The organism is Bordetella petrii, from assembly GCF_000067205.1.
Taxonomy (GTDB): Bacteria; Pseudomonadota; Gammaproteobacteria; order Burkholderiales; family Burkholderiaceae_B; genus Bordetella_A; species Bordetella_A petrii.
Window position 1 is genome coordinate 2,737,409 of the sequence record NC_010170.1, and the last position, 16,186, is coordinate 2,753,594.

A 16,186-nucleotide genomic window follows, 5' to 3' on the forward strand; every position below is an offset into this window, starting at 1 on the left:
CACCAAGCGCGCAACGCCCCGGGGTGAGGAATTTCAGCGCGGCTTGAATGGCGCGGCGTCGACCGGCAGCTCCAGCCCCGACATCTGCGCTGTCAGCAGGGCCGCGCTGCCGCAGGCCAGGGTAAAGCCCAGCGCTCCCTGGCCAGTGTTCAGCCACAGGTTGTCGGCCACCCGGCTGGCGCCGATCAGGGGCTTGCCGGTGGGCGTGGCCGGACGCAAACCGGCCCAGGCCACCGCCTCGCCCAGGTCCAGCTGCGGAAAAGCCTCGTTCACCTGGTGCTTCAGCAACGCAATGCGGGCCGGGTCGATCTCGGCGTCCTGGCTGCCGATATCGACCATGGCGGCGATGCGCAGCATCCGGCCCACGCGGGCGTAGACGATGCGCCGCTCGTAGTCGGTCACGCTGATGGCCGGCGCGGTGTCGTCGTCGGGCGCCAGCGGCACGCTCAGGCTGTAGCCTTTCAGCGGATACAGCGGCAAGTCCTGGCCCAGCGGCTTGAGCAGCGCGCGCGAGCCCATGCCGGCGGCCAGCACCACGGCGTCGGCGCCGATATCGCCCGTGGCGGTTTCCACGGCCACGATCTTGCGCCCTTCGCGGCGCAACCCGCGCACCGGGCTGGCCATGCGGCATTCGGCATTGCCCAGCTCTTTCAGGCGCCGGAACAGCGCTTCAGTGAACTGCCGGCAATCGCCGGCCTCTTCGCTGGGGGTGTACACCGCGCCCGCCAGGCGATGCCCCAGGCCGGCCAGGGCCGGCTCCAGCTTCAGCGTCTCGGCGGCGTCCAGCACCCGTTGCTCGGCGCCCAGCGCGGCCTGGTAATCCACCAGCTTGCGGGCTTTTTCAAGCAATTCGGGACTGCGGTAGGCAATCAGCTTGCCATTTCGCACATGGCCGAAATCGAGTTCTTCCTGCTCGAGCAGGCGGTGCATGACGTCGCGGCTCAGGTACGACAGGGCCTGCAACTGGGCCGTCGAAGCCTGCGCCACCGAGGCGCGGCAGGCCAGCGCGAACTGCAGGCTCCACAGCCATTGGTGCGGGTCGAGGCGGGGCCGGAACCGCAGCGGCGAGTCGGCGCGCAGCAGCCATCCGGGCACGCTGGACAAGACCCCGGGTCCCGCCAGCGGCGCCACATAGCTGTAGCTGAGCTGCCCGCCGTTGGCGTAGCTGGACACCGTGGCCGGCCGGGCCCGGCTGTCGACCAGCACGACCTCGTGGCCCTGCCGGGCCAGGAAATACGCCGACGTCACCCCGACCACGCCGGCGCCAATGACACATACCCTCATGGAAAACCCTGAATAATTGCACTACGGTCATTCTGGAATGCCGGCCTGCCTCGGGCAAATGCCAAACTCGCCAGCTCCCATAACCTAAAGTTTTCATACGACGCGCACAGGGTCGACGCGCGCGGGCCGGAAAAGCCCGCAGAAGCAGGCCGGCCGGGTCTGCCCGGCCGCTAGGCCGCCCGATGCAGCTGGACGATCGCTTCGGCGGTGGGCGAGCGCACCAGGTCCGCCAGCGTGTGCCGGTTCAAGGCGTCGTAGAACACCTGCAGGCTATCGGCCAGCACGCCGGACAGCCGGCACAGGCCGTTCAGGGCACAGGGGGGTTCGGCGCAGTTGATCAGCGCGCCCTGGTGCTCCAGGGCGCGCACCAAGTCGCCCACCCGGTAGGCGGACGGCGGGTGGGCCAGCCGCAGGCCGCCGCCCTTGCCCCGGGTGGTGGCCACCCAGCCCTGGCGGGCCAGGAAATGCACCACCTTCACCATATGGTTGCGCGACACATTGAAGCGCGCGGCGATCTCGGGAATCGTCGCGGGGACGGCGCGGTCGTCGCCCTGCGTCAGGTACATCAGGACGCGCAGGCCGAAATCAGTGTATCGGGTCAGTTGCATGCGGCCAGACTATACCGGCTAAGCGCCCGGGCCGCCCGTGCCGAAGACCTCGGCATGGATGCGATCGGACGCCACGCCCAACTCCGCCAGGCTCTTGCGCTGGGCATTCATGAACGGCAGCGGGCCGCACAGGTAGTAATCGGCGTCGGGCAGCACCGCCACGTCGCGGATGGCCTGCAGGTCCATGCGGCCGGCGTAGTCGTAGTCGCGGCCAGGCTGGTCGCCAGCGCCCACGTTTTCGTAATAGACCACCTTGCGCACGTTCGGCCAAGCCTGCGCCACCGTGTTGATGTGCGTCTTCATGGCATGCACCGAGCTGTCGCGGCAGGCATGCACGAAGCGGATCTGCCGGCCGTCGTCGCGCGCCACCAGATGGTTCAGCATCGACACCATGGGTGTCAGCCCGACTCCGCCACTGAGCAGCACCACAGGCGTGGCCTGTTCGGCGCGCAGCGTGAAATCGCCCTGCGGCGGCGCCAGGTCCAGCACGTCGCCCTCTTGCACGCGGGTGTGCAGCAGGTTGGACACACTGCCCGCCGGCGCGCCGCCCGCGCCGCCTTCGCGCTTGACCGAAATACGCAGCCGTCCCTGTCCCGGCGCGTCCGACAGGCTGTACTGGCGCGGCTGCATCAGCCCCAGCTCGGGTACATAGACGCGCAGCGAAATGTACTGGCCCGGCAGATAATCGGGTACGTTGCCGCCGTCGGCCGGCACCAGGTAGAACGACGTGATTTCGGCGCTTTCAGGCACCTTGCGCTCTACCCGGAACGCGCGCCAGCCGGTCCAGCCACCTTCCTTGCCGGCCGACTGCGCATACAGGCGGGCTTCTTCGGCGATGAGCAGATCCGCCAGCTGGCCGTAGGCCGCCGCCCAGGCGGCAATCAGTTCGTCAGTGGCGGCCTCGCCCAGCACCTCGCCAATGGACGCGAGCAGATGCTTGCCCACGATGGAATAGTGTTCGGGCCGGATGCCCAGGCTGACGTGCTTGTGCACAATGCGCGTGACCACCGGCGCCAGCACCGACGGGTCGTCGATATGTTCGGCATAGGCGGCCACGGCCGCGGCCAGCGCCTGCTGCTGTTGTCCGCCTTCCTGGTGGCCCTGGTTGAATACGTGCTTCAGCTCGGGATTGTGACGGAACATGCGGGCATAAAAATGGCAGGTCAGCGCCTCGCCATGGGTTTTCAAAACGGGCGCGGTGGCCTTGACCAGAGTACGGACTTCCTGGCTCAACATCTGTACTGCTCCTTCGTCTACGGATAATGCCTAAAACATGTATTTATTATACATCTTCAACCGAAAGGCCCTGCGTTTGCGCGGCGCGGCAACGCCCGGTTAAAACATCAGTTCAGCCGTATCCATCCTAAAGGTTTCACCATGAGCAGCACGCTCAAGACCCGCCTGTCCGACGCCATCAAAGAAGCCATGCGCGCGCGCGATTCGCAGCGCTTGTCCACGTTGCGGTTCCTGTTCGCCGCGGTCAAGCAGAAAGAAGTCGACGATCGCCACGAACTCAGCGACGCCGAAATCACCGCCATCATCGAAAAGCAGGTCAAGCAGCGGCGCGAATCCATCGCCGCGTATGAACAGGCCGGCCGCCTGGAAACCGCCGCCCAGGAAACCGCCGAGCTGGATGTCTTGCGCGAATTCCTGCCGCAGGCCGCCACGCCCGAAGAAATCGAGGCCGCCATCAGCGCGGCGCTGGCCGAAGTGGCCGCGCAGGGTGTCAGCGGCGGGCCCGCCATGGGCAAGATCATGGCCATCCTGAAGCCAGCCCTCGCCGGCCGCGCCGACATGGCGCTGGTGTCGCAGCAGGTCAAGCAGCGCCTGGTGTAGCAGGCAGCCCAGCCGCCTGGCCGAACAAGTCCAGGTCGCCCTGCCGCGCCAGCGCGGCAGGGTCGTCGAAATTGCTCATTCCCACCCCTGCCAGCCGGTAGCGCGTGCCCGCCGGCAGGTCGACGCGCGCGCACAGCTGGAACGCCACTTCAGCCAGCGCCTCGGCCGACGTGGGCGCGCGCGTCAGGGTAAGCGTGCGCGTCAGGATGCGGAACCGGTCGGTCTTGAGTTTCAGCACCACGGTGCGGCCCACCGCGCCTTTTTTCACGGCCTGGCCCCACACCTTGACGGCCAGCCGCCCCAGCGGCTCGCTCAGGGCATGCAGCGGCTGGTCGACGGCAAAGGTCGTCTCGGCCGAAATCTGCTGCAGCGGAGCGTCGGGCTGCACCTCGCGCCTGTCGATGCCCTGCGACAACTCGTGCAGGCGGATGCCGTAGCGCCCGAAATGGTGTTCGAGCTCCACTGCCGTATGGCGCGCCAGGTCGCCCACGGTATGCACGCCCAGCGCCTCGAGGCGGGCCTGCATCACTTTGCCCACCCCCGGCACCTTGCGCACCGGCAATGGCTGCAGGAACGCCAGCACTTGCGCCGGCTTGATCACGAACAGCCCGTCCGGCTTGTCCCAGTCGGACGCGATCTTGGCCAGGAATTTATTTGGCGCCACGCCCGCCGACGCGGTCAGCCGGGTTTCCTGCAGAATCTCGCTGCGGATGCTGCGAGCCACGTCGGTAGCCGAGGGCAACCCCTGCTTGTTGACCGTGACGTCCAGATAGGCCTCGTCCAGCGACAGCGGCTCGATCAGGTCGGTGTGGCGCGCGAAAATTTGCCGCACCTGGCGTGACACATCGCGATAGCGGTTGAAATCGGGCGGCACGTAGACGGCGTCCGGGCACAGCCGCTGCGCGCGCGCCACCGACATGGCCGAATGCACGCCGTAGCGGCGCGCCTCGTACGAGGCCGCGCACACCACCGAACGCGGCCCTTCCCAGGCCACCACCACCGGCAACCCGCGCAACGCCGGGTTGTCGCGCTGCTCGACCGACGCGTAGAACGCGTCCATGTCCACGTGTACGATTTTGCGCGATGACGATGGCATGACAAGCACTCGGAGGGCGATACGAACGGCGATGGCGTGGAAAAAAGAATATTATGACGCGCTGCCACGCATCCACCCTGCATTCACCCCTGATTCACAAACACTTGCCTGTATTCATGACCCCGACCGCCACGACTGATTATTTCGGCCTGACCATCCCGCTGATGGACCTGATAGGGCTGGTGCCCGACAGCATCGGCGCCGACCATGCCCGCACCGTGCTGCCCTGGCGTGCAGACCTCACCAACAGCCGCGGCGACATCCACGGCGGCACCCTGATGAGCGTGCTCGACTTCACCCTCAGCGCCGCCGCCCGGGGCACCGGTCCCTCCGTGGGCATGGCCACCATCGACATGACCACCAGCTTCATGTCGCCCGGCACCGGCGACCTGGTCATCGAAGCACGCTGCCTGCGGCGCGGCGCCTCCATCGCCTTCTGCGAAGGCGAAGTACGCGGCGCCGACGGCCAACTGGTAGCCAAGGCCTCCGCCACCTTCAAAGTCATCAAGCGCCGCCCCGGCGGCGACTGAACGCCCCCACGCATCACATCAACCCAGGCGCCCCCCCCGCCAACAAGAAGAGCCACGATCGCGGCCATCAGATCGAGTCCCGCGGCATGCGGGCAGTCGGGACGGCGCGTTGGGCGGCGGGGCAGCTGCGCAGCAGGCCGAGGGCGCCTGCATGCGCCCGAGTCCGACGCACGGGCGCCGTCCCGACTGCCCGCATGCCGCGGGACGGCCGCAGAACCGCAGACAGGCCCCAGAACCGCCGACAGGCCCCAGAATCACCCCCTTACGGCTTCGGATCCCCCGGCATATAAGCCACGCACGACGGCACGCCATAGACCACAGCCTCGTGCATCGCCCGCACGGCATCGGCATTCCAGATGCCGCGCCCCCACATGGCAATATCCACCTTCGATTGACGCTCATCCAACGCGGCAATGCGCACGCGCGCCACGTCATCCCCCGTGAACGGCGCCTGCACGCGCACCAGCGCGCTACGCCCCGCCTCATCGACACTGCCGTGCACCGTGTAGGCGCCCGTGCCGCGCAAGCAACGCTCGGCCTGCGCCTGCGCGGCGCGATAAGCATCGCGGTAGGCGGACTGCGCGGTAAAACTGTCGGTCAGCGCGCCGCCACTCGAAAGGCCGGTCGAGCATCCCGCCAGGCCCGCGGCGGCCAGCGCCGCCGCCACTGCAACTCTGATCATGTTGACTCCCGTAACGTGGCTGCGATTATCCCGCAATCGACGGTCTGCCCGCCACCGGCGGGCGCCGGACCCGGTTCGACGCGCCCGCCCCGCCTGTGGCATGATCGACGGATGCCGCCGGGCCCGCCCGGCCCAGGAGACCCGTCTTGCCCCACACCTCGCCCCCGCCCGCGCAGCCGCCGCGCCACTACCCCCTGAAAGACTTCTTCCGCAACCCCGACCGCGGCTTCTTCCGCCTGGCCGACGACGGCAACACACTCGGCTTCATGCAGCCGGTGGCGCTGGACGGGCACCCGGCGCGCATGAACATCTACGTGCAGGCGCTGCAAGACGGCCGCCCCACCGGAGAACCGCGCCGCCTCACCAGCGAAACCGAGCGCGACATCAGCAATTTCTTCTGGAAAGGCAACGATGTCGTGCTGTACCAGAAAGACTTCGGCGGCGATGAAAACTTCCACGTGCTGGCCGTCAACGCCCTGACCGGCGCGGCCCACGACCTGACGCCCTATCCCGGCGCGCGCGCCGGCATCGAAGACGACCTGCCCGACGACCCCGACCACGTACTGATCAGCCACAACCAGCGCGACCCGCAAGTCTTCGACGTGTACCGCGTCAATGTGCGCACCGGGGCGGCGGCGCTGGTGGCGCAAAACCCCGGCAACGTGGTCGGCTGGCAGACCGACCACGCCGGCAAAGTGCGCGCGGCCCTCACCAGCGACGGGCTCGACACCACTCTGCTATACCGCGAAGACGAAGCCGAACCTTTCCGCGCGCTGATCACCACCGACTACCGCACCACCGTCAGCCCGGCCTTCTTCACATTCGACGACCGCCGGTTCTATGCCCTGAGCAACCGCGGGCGCGACAAACTGGCGCTGGTCATCATCGACCCCGCCCGCCCCGACGACGAAGAACTCGTGTTCGCCGCCGACGAAGTCGATCTCGATGCCGCCGGCTACTCACGCAAGCGCCGCGTGCTCACGCTGGCGGCCTACCAGGCCGACAAGCCACGCCGCCATTATTTCGATGCTCCCACCGCCGCCCTGTACCAGCAACTGGAGGCGCTGCTGCCCGGCTACGACGTCGCCCTCCAAGGCTGGAACCGCGACGAGGACACCTACATCGTGGCCGCCTACAACGACCGCACGCCGGGCGCGCGCTACCTGTTCCAGAGCAGCGCCGGCACCCTGCACAAGCTGGCGGACATCAACCCGTCCATCCCCGAAGCCGAGATGGCGCCGGTGCAGCCGGTGCGCTACACCAGCCGCGACGGGCTGGACATCCACGGCTACCTCACCCTGCCCGCCGGCCGCGCGCCGCGCGGCCTGCCTTGCATCATCAACCCGCACGGCGGCCCGTGGGCGCGCGACGGCTGGGGCTACAACCCCGAAGTGCAGTTCCTGGCCAATCGCGGCTTCTGCGTGCTGCAGATGAATTTCCGCGGCTCCACCGGCTACGGCCGCCGCTTCTGGGAAGCCGGCTTCGGCCAATGGGGCCTGGCCATGCAGGACGACATCACCGACGGCGTGCGCTGGCTCATCGACCAAGGCATCGCCGACCCGGCCCGCATTGGCATCTACGGCGGCAGCTACGGCGGCTATGCCACGCTGGCCGGCATCGCGTTCACCCCCGACCTGTACGCCGCCGCGGTCGACTACGTGGGCGTCTCGAACCTGTTCACCTTCATGAACACCATCCCGCCCTACTGGAAGCCCCTGCTGGCCAAGATGCACGACATGGTGGGCCACCCCGAGCGCGACCGCGACCGCCTGGCCGCCACCTCGCCGGCCCTGCACGTCGACCGCATCCGCACCCCGCTGCTGATCGCCCAGGGAGCGCAAGACCCGCGCGTCAACAAGGCCGAAAGCGACCAGGTCGTGCAGGCCCTGCGCGAGCGCGGCGTCGAGGTCCAGTACATGGTCAAGGACAACGAGGGCCACGGGTTCCACAACGACGAGAACAAGTTCGAGTTCTACGCGGCCATGGAAGCCTTTTTCGTCGAACACCTGAAACCATAAAAAACGGGGCACGAACACCGGCCGGGACAGCGGCCGGCCGCGCTGGCATGTTTAGTTACGGAAACCTAATCGCCCTCGGGCGGGTCTATCCGGTTCTGACCTAGAATCGGCAGCAATGAATAGTCCTGAGCACCACACCCCTTCCGCCCCCCGCCGGGGCGTCAAGCAGTTCCTGCGCAAGCGCATCCTGGCCAAGGCGGCCGTGGCCCTGGCGGGCCTGGCCATAAGCGGCGCGCTGGCCCTGACCCTGGCCGTGGCGCTGGCCTGGCCCAGCCTGCCTGCCCTGCACGCCATGACCGACTACCGGCCCAGCGTGCCGCTGCGCATCTACACGGCCGATCATGTCCTGATCGGCGAATTCGGCGAAGAACACCGCAACGTGCTGCGCTTTGCCGACATCCCCCTGGTCATGAAGCAGGCCATCCTGGCCGCCGAAGACGACAACTTCTACCAGCACGGCGGCATCGACTGGATGGGCATGCTGCGCGCCAGCCTGGCCAACCTGGTCAGCATGTCGAAGTCGCAGGGCGCCAGCACCATCACCATGCAGGTGGCGCGCAACTTCTACCTGTCGTCCGAGAAAACCTACTCGCGCAAATTCTACGAACTGCTGCTCACCTTCAAGATCGAATCCGAGCTCACCAAAGACCAGATCCTCGAGCTCTACATGAACCAGATCTACCTGGGGCACCGCGCCTACGGCTTTGCCGCCGCGTCGCGCACCTATTTCGGCAAGCCGCTGTCCGAAGTCACCGCCGCCGAGGCCGCCATGCTGGCGGGCATACCCAAGGCGCCGTCGCGCTCCAACCCCATCACCAACCTCGAACGCGCCAAGATCCGCCAGCACTATGTGCTGGGCCGCATGCAGGCGCTGGGCTATCTCACGCCCGAACAGACGCAGGCCGCGCTGGCCCAGCCCCTGCTGATCCGCGGCAGCGAGGGCGCGCAGTCCAACGGCTTCGCGGTGCATGGCGAATACCCGGCCGAACTGGTGCGGCAGATCATGTACGGCATGTTCCAGGACGAAACCTACACGCGCGGGCTCGACGTCATCACCACCATCGATTCCAAATCGCAGCAGGCCGCGTACGAAGCCGTGCGCGCCGGCGTGCTCGACTACACCCGCCGCGCGCCCTACCCCGGCCCCGAAGATCAGATCGACCTGCCCGACGGCATCGAGCACGACCCGCAGGCATTCGAAGAAATCCTCGACGGCGTGCAAGACGAATCGCCCGACAGCGGCGACCTGCTCGCCGGCGTGGTGCTGTCGGCCAGCCCCGCCGAAGTGACGGTGGCGCGCAGCGCCAGCGAAATCATCACCGTGTCCGACAAGAAAGCCCTGGCCATCGTGGCGCGCGCCCTGGGCCCGAAGGCCGACGACGATATCCGCATCCGGCGCGGCTCGGTGGTGTACCTGCACAAGAACGGCGACACCTGGGAAATCGTCAACATGCCCGCGCTGCAGGCGGCGCTGGTGTCGCTGGCGCCGCAAGACGGCGCGGTACGCGCCCTGGTCGGCGGCTTCGATTTCTACCGCGGCTCATTCAACCGCGCCACGCAGGCCTGGCGCCAGCCCGGCTCCACCATCAAGCCGTTCATCTATGCCGCGGCGCTCGAACGCGGCTTCACGCCGGCCACCCAGGTGTCCGACCAGCCGTTCTCGCTGAGCGTCGAGCAAACCGGCTCGCGCCCCTGGACGCCCAAGAACGACGGCAACGAATACGAACCCATGCAGACCCTGCGCCAGGGCCTGTACCGTTCCAAGAACATGGTGTCGATCCGCGTGCTGCAGGCCATCACGCCGCAATACGCGCAAGAATATCTAACGCGCTTCGGCTTCCAGAAAGAACGCTGGCCCGCCGTACTGCCCATGGCGCTGGGCGCGGGTGGCGCCACGCCGCTGCAGGTCGCCAGCGCCTACAGCGTCTTCGCCAACGGCGGCTACCGGGTGCCGCCTTACCTGATCGACCGCGTCACCGACCGCTCCGGCAAGGTTCTCATGCAGGCCCAACCCGCAGTGGCCGGCGACGCCGCGGTGCGCGCCATCGACCCGCGCACCGCCTGGGTCGTGGACGACATGCTGCGCGACGTGGCCTCCATCGGCACCGGCGCGCGCGCCAAACGCACGCTCAAGCGTTCCGATCTGGCGGGCAAAACCGGCACCACCAACGATGCCGTCGACGTCTGGTTCAGTGGCTATACGCCCACGCTCACCACCACCGTCTGGATGGGTTTCGACCAGCCCCGCTCGCTCGGCACCAACGCCTTCGGCAGCGGCCTGGCGCTGAGCACCTGGCTCGACTACATGCAGCCCATGCTGCAGGGCGTGCCCGAACAGCCCCAGCGGCCCATGCCCGGCGGCCTCATCGTGCACAACGACGAATACTATTTCTCGGAATTCCCGCCTGGCCAGGCCGTGGCCGCGCTGGACCTGTCCACCGGCGACGCGCTCACCGACTTCCTGAACAATATGCGGCCCAGCGACAACGCGCCCACCCAGGTGCGCCCGCTCGACGCCCCGGCCCAGGGCGGGCTGCCCATGCCGCCCATTCCCGTGCCGCAGGTCGGGCAGGCCGGCCCACCGCCCGCCGTGCCGGCCAACGCGGCCCCGCCCGCGGGCCCCGCGCCCATCTTCAGCATCCCCATCCCGTCCACGCCCGGCCCCGCCAACGCCCGACCCATCCAGCCGCCCGGCTCGGTCGACTCGCGGCCACTCTAAGCGGCCCCGGCCGCCCCCGGCTTTCCGCTTCGCCCCGCCAGGTGTCTGGCTTCAGGCAATACCCCAGGTGTCTGACTCCCGCGGGGTGTTGGGCACCGTTCGATTGACACACCGGCCGCCCACTTCGGTGTCAGGCACCTGCGGAGCCCGACACCTGGCTGACAAGACCATTCGGTATCCCAAGTGTCTAATTTCCGGCGATTCAGATGTCTGACTCCTGGCAATTCAGGCGTCTGACTCCCGGCGATTCAGGCGTCTGACTCCCGACGATTCAGATTCAGGTGTCTGACTCCCGTAGGGTGTCAGACACCGTCCGTTTGACACACCAGCCAATCCCGCCATGCTTCCGAACCACAAAATTCCCTCGCAATGCCCACCTAGACGATGAGAATGGATATTGTTCATGCTATCGTTCAGGTTTCAGTCATTTGCCCTGCGCCTCGCCCATGACCGCTGCAACCACCGTCAAGACCTGGTATCTGGTCCACAAATGGACCAGCCTGGTGTGTACCTTGTTCTTGCTGGTCATCTGCCTGACCGGGCTTCCCCTGATCTTCCATCACGAAATCGAGCACCTGCTCGACGAGGGCAAGCCGGTGGCCGAATTGCCCGAAGGCGCGCCCACGGTCAGCCTGGACCGCATCGTCGCCCAGGGCCAGGCGCTGTATCCCGGCGAATATGTCGACTACGTCTTCCTCGACGAAGACGAGCCGCAGGCGTATGTGGGCCTGGTGCCCGAACTGGGCAAGGCGGTTGAAAAAGGCCACGCCGTGCGCGTCGACACGCGCACCGCCGAAGTCCTGTACGACGGCCCGCCCTATGCCGAAGACCGGTTTTCGTTCATGGGCATCATGCTGGCGCTGCACGTCGACTTGTTCGCCGGCCTGACGGGCGAGTTGTTCCTGGGCTTCATGGGGTTGCTGTTCGTGGTGGCCCTCGTATCGGGCGTGGTGCTGTACGGCCCCTTCATGAAGAAGCTGGAATTTGGCACCGTGCGCGCCGCGCGCTCCACCCGCCTGAAGTGGCTGGATCTGCACAACCTGCTGGGCATCGTCACCCTGGTCTGGGCCTTCGTCGTGGGACTGACGGGCGTCATCAATGAACTGTCCACGCCGCTGTTCCGCCTGTGGCAGTCCACCGAATTGCCGCGCATCCTGGCGCCCTACCAGGGCCGGCCCGTGCCCACCACCCTGGCCTCGGTGCAGGACGCCGCCGATACCGCCATGAAGGCCCTGCCCGGCCGCGAAGTCTCGTTCATCGCCTACCCCGGCAACGCCTACGGCAGCCCGCACCATTACATCGTGTGGCTCAAGGGCAATACGCCGCTGACCTCCAAGCTCAACAGCCCGGTGCTGGTCGACGGCGTCACCGGGGAACTCAGCGCCGTCGCGCGCATGCCCTGGTACCTGACCGCGCTAGAACTCTCGCGTCCGCTGCACTTCGGCGACTACGGCGGCATGCCGCTGAAAATTCTCTGGACCCTGCTGGATCTGGTCACCATCGTGGTGCTGGGCAGCGGGCTGTACCTATGGATCGCGCGCCGCAAGGCGACTGACGCGCGCATCGCCGAACTGGTGCGGCGCCATCAGCAAGCCGCCACGCCTGAACGGAGCCCCGCATGACCCCCCGCAGCCGTTTCCTGTTTATCTGGGGCGCGCCCATCGTGCTGGGCGTGCTCAGCATCTTCGGGTTGCTGGCGGCGCTGCTGGGCACGGGCCTGTGGCACTGGGCGTCGTGGCTGTCCCTGAGCGCGCTGCTGGCAGTTATTGCCAGGTACTGGTGGTTCCCGCCGGCCAAGGCCTGAAAAGCCCAGCGCCCGCCGCGCGGGCGCCCGGCATCGCTACACTACGCGCCGGCCTGCTCAGCCGCTGAAGCGCTCGGGGTCGGGCCCCAGGCGGGCGCCTTCGGGAAGGCCGTCAATGGCGGCCATGTCATCGGCAGACAGTTCGAAATCGAGCACGTCGATGTTGGCCCGAATGCGGGCTGGCGTGACCGACTTCGGGATCGCGATTACGCCGTTCTGCAGATGCCAGCGCAGCGTCACCTGCGCGGCCGACTTGCCGTACTTTTCCGCCAGCGCGGCCAGCGCCTTGTCGCGCATGACGGTGCCCTGGCCCAAGGGGCTCCAGGCCTCGGTGGCAATGCCCTGCGCGGCATGGAAGGCGCGCAGCGGCTTTTGCGCAAAGCCGGGATGCAGTTCGACCTGGTTCACCGCCGGCACCACGCCGGTCTCGTCGATCAGGCGCTGCAACTGAGCCTGCGGGAAGTTCGACACCCCGATCGAGCGCGCCCGCCCGTCTTCCTTGATGGCCACCAGCGCGCGCCAGGCATCCAGGTACTTGTCGCTGCCGGCCACCGGCCAATGAATAAGATACAGATCGACATACGCCAGCCCGAGCTTGTGCAGGCTGTCGTCCATGGCCCGCTGGGCCGCGTCATAGTCGTGCTGGTCGTTCCACAGCTTGGTGGTGATGAACAAGTCTTTGCGCGCGACGCCCGCCGCGCGCAGGCCCGCGCCCACGCCCACCTCGTTGCCATAGATGGCCGCGGTATCGACCAGCCGGTAGCCTGCCGCCAGCGCCTCTTTCACGCAGCCCGCCGCCTCGTTGTCGGGCACCTGCCACACGCCCAGGCCCAGTTGAGGAATCGAGTTGCCGTCGTTCAATTTCAGTATGGGCACCTTTGCCATGAGACCTCCGAAAGTGAATGAGTAGCATGCGGATACGCCCGGCATGCCGGCAGGCATCTTGCCCCGATGATAGCCCCGCACCCGGCCGCGCTTCCAATCGGAACCCTGGCGCGCAAGACTTGCATACACACAAAACCCATGCACACACCCTAGCACAGTCTCGCCGGGCACGGGCCGCGGCAAGGCCCCGGATAGCGGCGGGGCTTTCAGGCGCACGCCGCCCGGCTGGCGGATAATGCCGCCTTTCCGGCCGCGCCGACCTTGCCGCCTCTCCCATGACCCAGCCCGACCCCTCTCCCACGCCGCGCGGCAGCCTTGCCACGCTGCGCACCCTGCTGCCGTATCTGTGGCCGCCCGGCCGCACCGGCCTGAAGGCCCGCGTCGTCATCGCCCTGCTATGCCTGCTGGCCGCCAAGGCAGCCGTGGTGTACGTGCCGCTGCTGTACAAATCGGCCGTGGACGAACTGGGTAAGCAAACCCCGGGCCCGATCACCGTGCCCCTGGGACTCATCCTGGCCTACGGCGCCGCGCGCGTCTTCTCGCTGCTGTTTTCCGAACTGCGCGACGCGGTGTTCGCCCGGGTGGGACAGCACGCCATCCGCGCCGTGGGACTACAGATCTTCCGCCACCTGCATGCGCTGGCGCTGCGTTTTCACCTCTCGCGCCAGACCGGGGGCCTGACGCGCGCCATCGAGCGCGGCACCAAGGGTATCCAGACCTTGCTGTCGTTCCTGCTCTTCAATGTGCTGCCCACCTTTTTCGAAATCGGCCTGGTGTGCGCCGTGCTGTGGAAGATGTTCGACTTCTGGCTGGCCGCCGTCACGGCCCTGACCGTGGGCCTGTACCTGGCCTACACGCTGGTGGTCACCGAGTGGCGCACCAAATTCCGCCGGCTGATGAACGAAACCGATTCCGAAGCCAACACCAAAGCGGTCGAAAGCCTGCTGAACTACGAAACCGTCAAGTACTTCGGCAACGAAGAACACGAGGCGCGCCGCTACGATGCGTCGCTGACCCGCTACGAGCGCGCCGCGGTACGCAGCCAGGTCAGCCTGTCGATCCTGAACATCGGCCAGGCGATCATCATCTCGGTGGGACTGACGGCTGTCATGTGGATGGCCGCGCAAGGCATTGCCGACGGCCGCTACACGCTGGGCGATTTCGTGTTGGTCAATACTTACCTGCTGCAGTTGTACGATCCGCTCAGTTTCTTCGGTTTTATCTACCGCGAAATCAAGCAGTCCCTGATCGACATGGAGCGCATGTTCGAGCTGCTGGGCCAGCAGCGCGAAATCGGCGATAAGCCCGGCGCCGGCGCGCTGCGGCTGGCGGGAGCCAGCGTGGAATTCCGCGATGTCGTGTTCGGCTACGACGCGCGCCGACCGATCCTGAAAGGCGTCAGCTTCCAGATACCGGCTGGCCGCACGGTGGCGGTGGTGGGTTCGTCGGGCGCCGGCAAATCGACGCTGGCGCGCCTGTTGTTCCGTTTTTACGACGTCGAACGGGGCGCCATCCTGATCGACGGCCAGGACATCCGCGACGTCACGCAGGCCAGCCTGCGCGCCACCATCGGCGTGGTACCGCAAGACACCGTACTGTTCAACGACACCATCCACTACAACATTGCCTACGGCCGGCCCGGCGCCACCGACGGCGAAGTGCAGGCGGCCGCGCGCCTGGCGCACGTACACGACCTGGTCATGAGCATGCCCGACGGCTACCGCACGCTGGTCGGCGAGCGCGGGCTGAAATTGTCGGGCGGCGAAAAGCAGCGCGTGGCCATTGCCCGCACCATCCTGAAGAACCCGTCGATTTTCTTGTTCGACGAAGCCACCAGCGCGCTAGACTCGCACACCGAACGCGAAATCCAGGCTAACCTGCGCGAAGTCAGCCAGGGGCGCACTACCTTGATCATCGCGCACCGCCTGTCCACTATCGCCGACGCCGACGAAATCATCGTGCTCGGCGACGGCCGCATCGTCGAACGCGGACGCCACGCGGCGCTGCTTGCGCGCGGCGGCGCCTACGCCGCCATGTGGGAAAAACAAGCCCACGCGGGCGACGCAATACCAGTCTGAGCCACTATGTCCGATACCTGTCCTGTTGCCCCCGTATACGTCTGCGCCAGCGACGCACTGGTCGAAGGCGGCCTGGGAGTAAAACTGCCGGCCGCCGAAGGCGCCGGGCGCACCACGGTGTTCTTCGTGCGGTACCGCGGACTCGTCTACGGCTACGTAAACCGCTGCGCCCACCAGGGCGTCGAGCTGGACTGGGAAAACAGTTTTTTCACGCGGGCCGGCGATCTGCTGATGTGCGCCCGCCATGGCGCCACCTATCAGCCCGACACCGGCCTGTGCGTGGGCGGGCCGTGCAGAAACGGCCGCCTGGCGCCGCTGCAGGTGCAGGAACGCGACGGTGCGGTGTACTGGCTGCCCGGCGGCAAGGTCCGGCCGCTGGACGAGGCCGCGGAGGCTCCTACGGGGCCAGCTTGAACCCCAGGTCAATGCCCCATTTGTCTGTTTCGCGCAGCCATTTCGCCCCGCATTCCAGGCAGCGGAAATGATCTTCGCGGCAGCCTTCGCGCCCTTTCTGGTTCGAAAATATGAATCCCTGGTGCCCTAGCCCCAGGTGCGGCTCGATCCCCGGCACGCCCGGCGCGATGGTCTGGCATGCAACACACATGATGCTCATGAGCAACCTCTGCACAACAATTAATAAATTTTA

At 67.0% G+C, this 16,186-nt stretch carries 15 protein-coding genes; 8 read left to right on the forward strand and 7 right to left on the reverse strand.

All coding sequences use genetic code 11. The features are described 5' to 3' along the window. Positions 1 to 33: 33 nt before the first annotated feature. The 3 genes from BPET_RS13215 to hmpA all read right to left on the reverse strand — a co-directional run bounded on the left by BPET_RS13215 (position 34) and on the right by hmpA (position 3,128). Positions 34 to 1,284: a D-amino acid dehydrogenase gene (locus tag BPET_RS13215; protein ID WP_012249523.1), complete on the reverse strand. Its 1,251-nt coding sequence runs from the start codon at positions 1,282 to 1,284 to the stop codon at positions 34 to 36. A 170-nt stretch (positions 1,285 to 1,454) separates the two neighbouring features. After that, complete coding sequence (locus BPET_RS13220; RefSeq protein ID WP_012249524.1) at positions 1,455 to 1,892, reverse strand: Rrf2 family transcriptional regulator; 438 nt, start codon at positions 1,890 to 1,892, stop codon at positions 1,455 to 1,457. Between the two features lie 18 nt (positions 1,893 to 1,910). After that, complete coding sequence (gene hmpA, locus BPET_RS13225) at positions 1,911 to 3,128, reverse strand: NO-inducible flavohemoprotein (protein WP_012249525.1); 1,218 nt, start codon at positions 3,126 to 3,128, stop codon at positions 1,911 to 1,913. Between the two features lie 141 nt (positions 3,129 to 3,269). Between hmpA and BPET_RS13230 the strand changes: the two genes are divergently transcribed. Next, a complete protein-coding gene (locus BPET_RS13230) occupies positions 3,270 to 3,728 on the forward strand; it encodes a GatB/YqeY domain-containing protein (protein ID WP_012249526.1) in 459 nt (152 codons plus the stop codon). Here the strand turns inward: BPET_RS13230 and dinB are convergent. Beyond that, positions 3,709 to 4,824: a DNA polymerase IV gene (gene dinB / locus BPET_RS13235; RefSeq protein ID WP_012249527.1), complete on the reverse strand. Its 1,116-nt coding sequence runs from the start codon at positions 4,822 to 4,824 to the stop codon at positions 3,709 to 3,711. The two genes, BPET_RS13230 and dinB, sit on opposite strands and share 20 nt — an antisense overlap. 116 nt (positions 4,825 to 4,940) lie before the next feature. On the opposite strand from dinB, the gene BPET_RS13240 reads away from it, so the two are divergent. Then, positions 4,941 to 5,354 (forward strand): PaaI family thioesterase, encoded by a 414-nt coding sequence (locus BPET_RS13240; protein ID WP_041863941.1) that lies wholly within the window; start codon positions 4,941 to 4,943, stop codon positions 5,352 to 5,354. Between the two features lie 262 nt (positions 5,355 to 5,616). Here the strand turns inward: BPET_RS13240 and BPET_RS13245 are convergent, their stop codons facing one another. After that, on the reverse strand, positions 5,617 to 6,036 hold the full coding sequence (locus BPET_RS13245; protein ID WP_012249529.1) for a BPTD_2524 family lipoprotein: 420 nt from the start codon (positions 6,034 to 6,036) through the stop codon (positions 5,617 to 5,619). A 146-nt stretch (positions 6,037 to 6,182) separates the two neighbouring features. Here BPET_RS13245 and BPET_RS13250 point away from each other — a divergent pair, with 146 nt between their 5' ends. From BPET_RS13250 to BPET_RS13265, 4 genes are all read left to right on the forward strand, one after another. Next, positions 6,183 to 8,054 carry an alpha/beta hydrolase family protein gene (locus tag BPET_RS13250; RefSeq protein ID WP_012249530.1) on the forward strand — a complete coding sequence of 624 codons (1,872 nt, stop codon included), beginning with the start codon at positions 6,183 to 6,185 and terminating at the stop codon, positions 8,052 to 8,054. Positions 8,055 to 8,169: 115 nt separating this feature from the next. Then, on the forward strand, positions 8,170 to 10,773 hold the full coding sequence (locus tag BPET_RS13255) for a penicillin-binding protein 1A (RefSeq protein ID WP_012249531.1): 2,604 nt from the start codon (positions 8,170 to 8,172) through the stop codon (positions 10,771 to 10,773). A gap of 446 nt (positions 10,774 to 11,219) precedes the next feature. Continuing rightward, the gene (locus BPET_RS13260; RefSeq protein ID WP_012249532.1) at positions 11,220 to 12,395 is read left to right on the forward strand and encodes a PepSY-associated TM helix domain-containing protein; all 1,176 of its coding nucleotides are present in this window, start codon (positions 11,220 to 11,222) and stop codon (positions 12,393 to 12,395) included. Beyond that, positions 12,392 to 12,577: a hypothetical protein gene (locus BPET_RS13265; RefSeq protein ID WP_012249533.1), complete on the forward strand. Its 186-nt coding sequence runs from the start codon at positions 12,392 to 12,394 to the stop codon at positions 12,575 to 12,577. The genes BPET_RS13260 and BPET_RS13265 overlap by 4 nt, the downstream gene beginning before the upstream one ends. Before the next feature lie 57 nt (positions 12,578 to 12,634). Here the strand turns inward: BPET_RS13265 and BPET_RS13270 are convergent, their stop codons facing one another. Beyond that, positions 12,635 to 13,462, reverse strand: a complete 828-nt coding sequence (locus tag BPET_RS13270) for an aldo/keto reductase (protein WP_041862890.1) — start codon at positions 13,460 to 13,462, stop codon at positions 12,635 to 12,637. 275 nt (positions 13,463 to 13,737) lie between these two features. On the opposite strand from BPET_RS13270, the gene BPET_RS13275 reads away from it, so the two are divergent. Beyond that, a complete protein-coding gene (locus BPET_RS13275; protein WP_012249535.1) occupies positions 13,738 to 15,540 on the forward strand; it encodes an ABCB family ABC transporter ATP-binding protein/permease in 1,803 nt (600 codons plus the stop codon). A gap of 6 nt (positions 15,541 to 15,546) precedes the next feature. After that, complete coding sequence (locus tag BPET_RS13280; RefSeq protein WP_012249536.1) at positions 15,547 to 15,954, forward strand: Rieske (2Fe-2S) protein; 408 nt, start codon at positions 15,547 to 15,549, stop codon at positions 15,952 to 15,954. On the opposite strand, the gene BPET_RS13285 is transcribed toward BPET_RS13280, so the two are convergent. Beyond that, positions 15,938 to 16,153, reverse strand: coding sequence for a hypothetical protein (locus BPET_RS13285; protein ID WP_012249537.1), 216 nt, complete (start codon positions 16,151 to 16,153; stop codon positions 15,938 to 15,940). The genes BPET_RS13280 and BPET_RS13285 overlap by 17 nt on opposite strands. Positions 16,154 to 16,186 lie beyond the last annotated feature (33 nt).

Coding starts and splice junctions, on each gene's coding strand:
- BPET_RS13265 (WP_012249533.1), top strand. CDS start 12,392: ATGACCCCCCGCAGCCGTTTCCTGTTTATCTGGGGCGCGCCCATCGTG.
- BPET_RS13255 (WP_012249531.1), top strand. CDS start 8,170: ATGAATAGTCCTGAGCACCACACCCCTTCCGCCCCCCGCCGGGGCGTC.
- BPET_RS13230 (WP_012249526.1), top strand. CDS start 3,270: ATGAGCAGCACGCTCAAGACCCGCCTGTCCGACGCCATCAAAGAAGCC.
- BPET_RS13220 (WP_012249524.1), bottom strand. CDS start 1,892: ATGCAACTGACCCGATACACTGATTTCGGCCTGCGCGTCCTGATGTAC.
- BPET_RS13270 (WP_041862890.1), bottom strand. CDS start 13,462: ATGGCAAAGGTGCCCATACTGAAATTGAACGACGGCAACTCGATTCCT.
- hmpA (WP_012249525.1), bottom strand. CDS start 3,128: ATGTTGAGCCAGGAAGTCCGTACTCTGGTCAAGGCCACCGCGCCCGTT.
- BPET_RS13260 (WP_012249532.1), top strand. CDS start 11,220: ATGACCGCTGCAACCACCGTCAAGACCTGGTATCTGGTCCACAAATGG.
- BPET_RS13245 (WP_012249529.1), bottom strand. CDS start 6,036: ATGATCAGAGTTGCAGTGGCGGCGGCGCTGGCCGCCGCGGGCCTGGCG.
- BPET_RS13240 (WP_041863941.1), top strand. CDS start 4,941: ATGACCCCGACCGCCACGACTGATTATTTCGGCCTGACCATCCCGCTG.
- BPET_RS13275 (WP_012249535.1), top strand. CDS start 13,738: ATGACCCAGCCCGACCCCTCTCCCACGCCGCGCGGCAGCCTTGCCACG.
- BPET_RS13215 (WP_012249523.1), bottom strand. CDS start 1,284: ATGAGGGTATGTGTCATTGGCGCCGGCGTGGTCGGGGTGACGTCGGCG.
- BPET_RS13285 (WP_012249537.1), bottom strand. CDS start 16,153: ATGAGCATCATGTGTGTTGCATGCCAGACCATCGCGCCGGGCGTGCCG.
- BPET_RS13280 (WP_012249536.1), top strand. CDS start 15,547: ATGTCCGATACCTGTCCTGTTGCCCCCGTATACGTCTGCGCCAGCGAC.
- dinB (WP_012249527.1), bottom strand. CDS start 4,824: ATGCCATCGTCATCGCGCAAAATCGTACACGTGGACATGGACGCGTTC.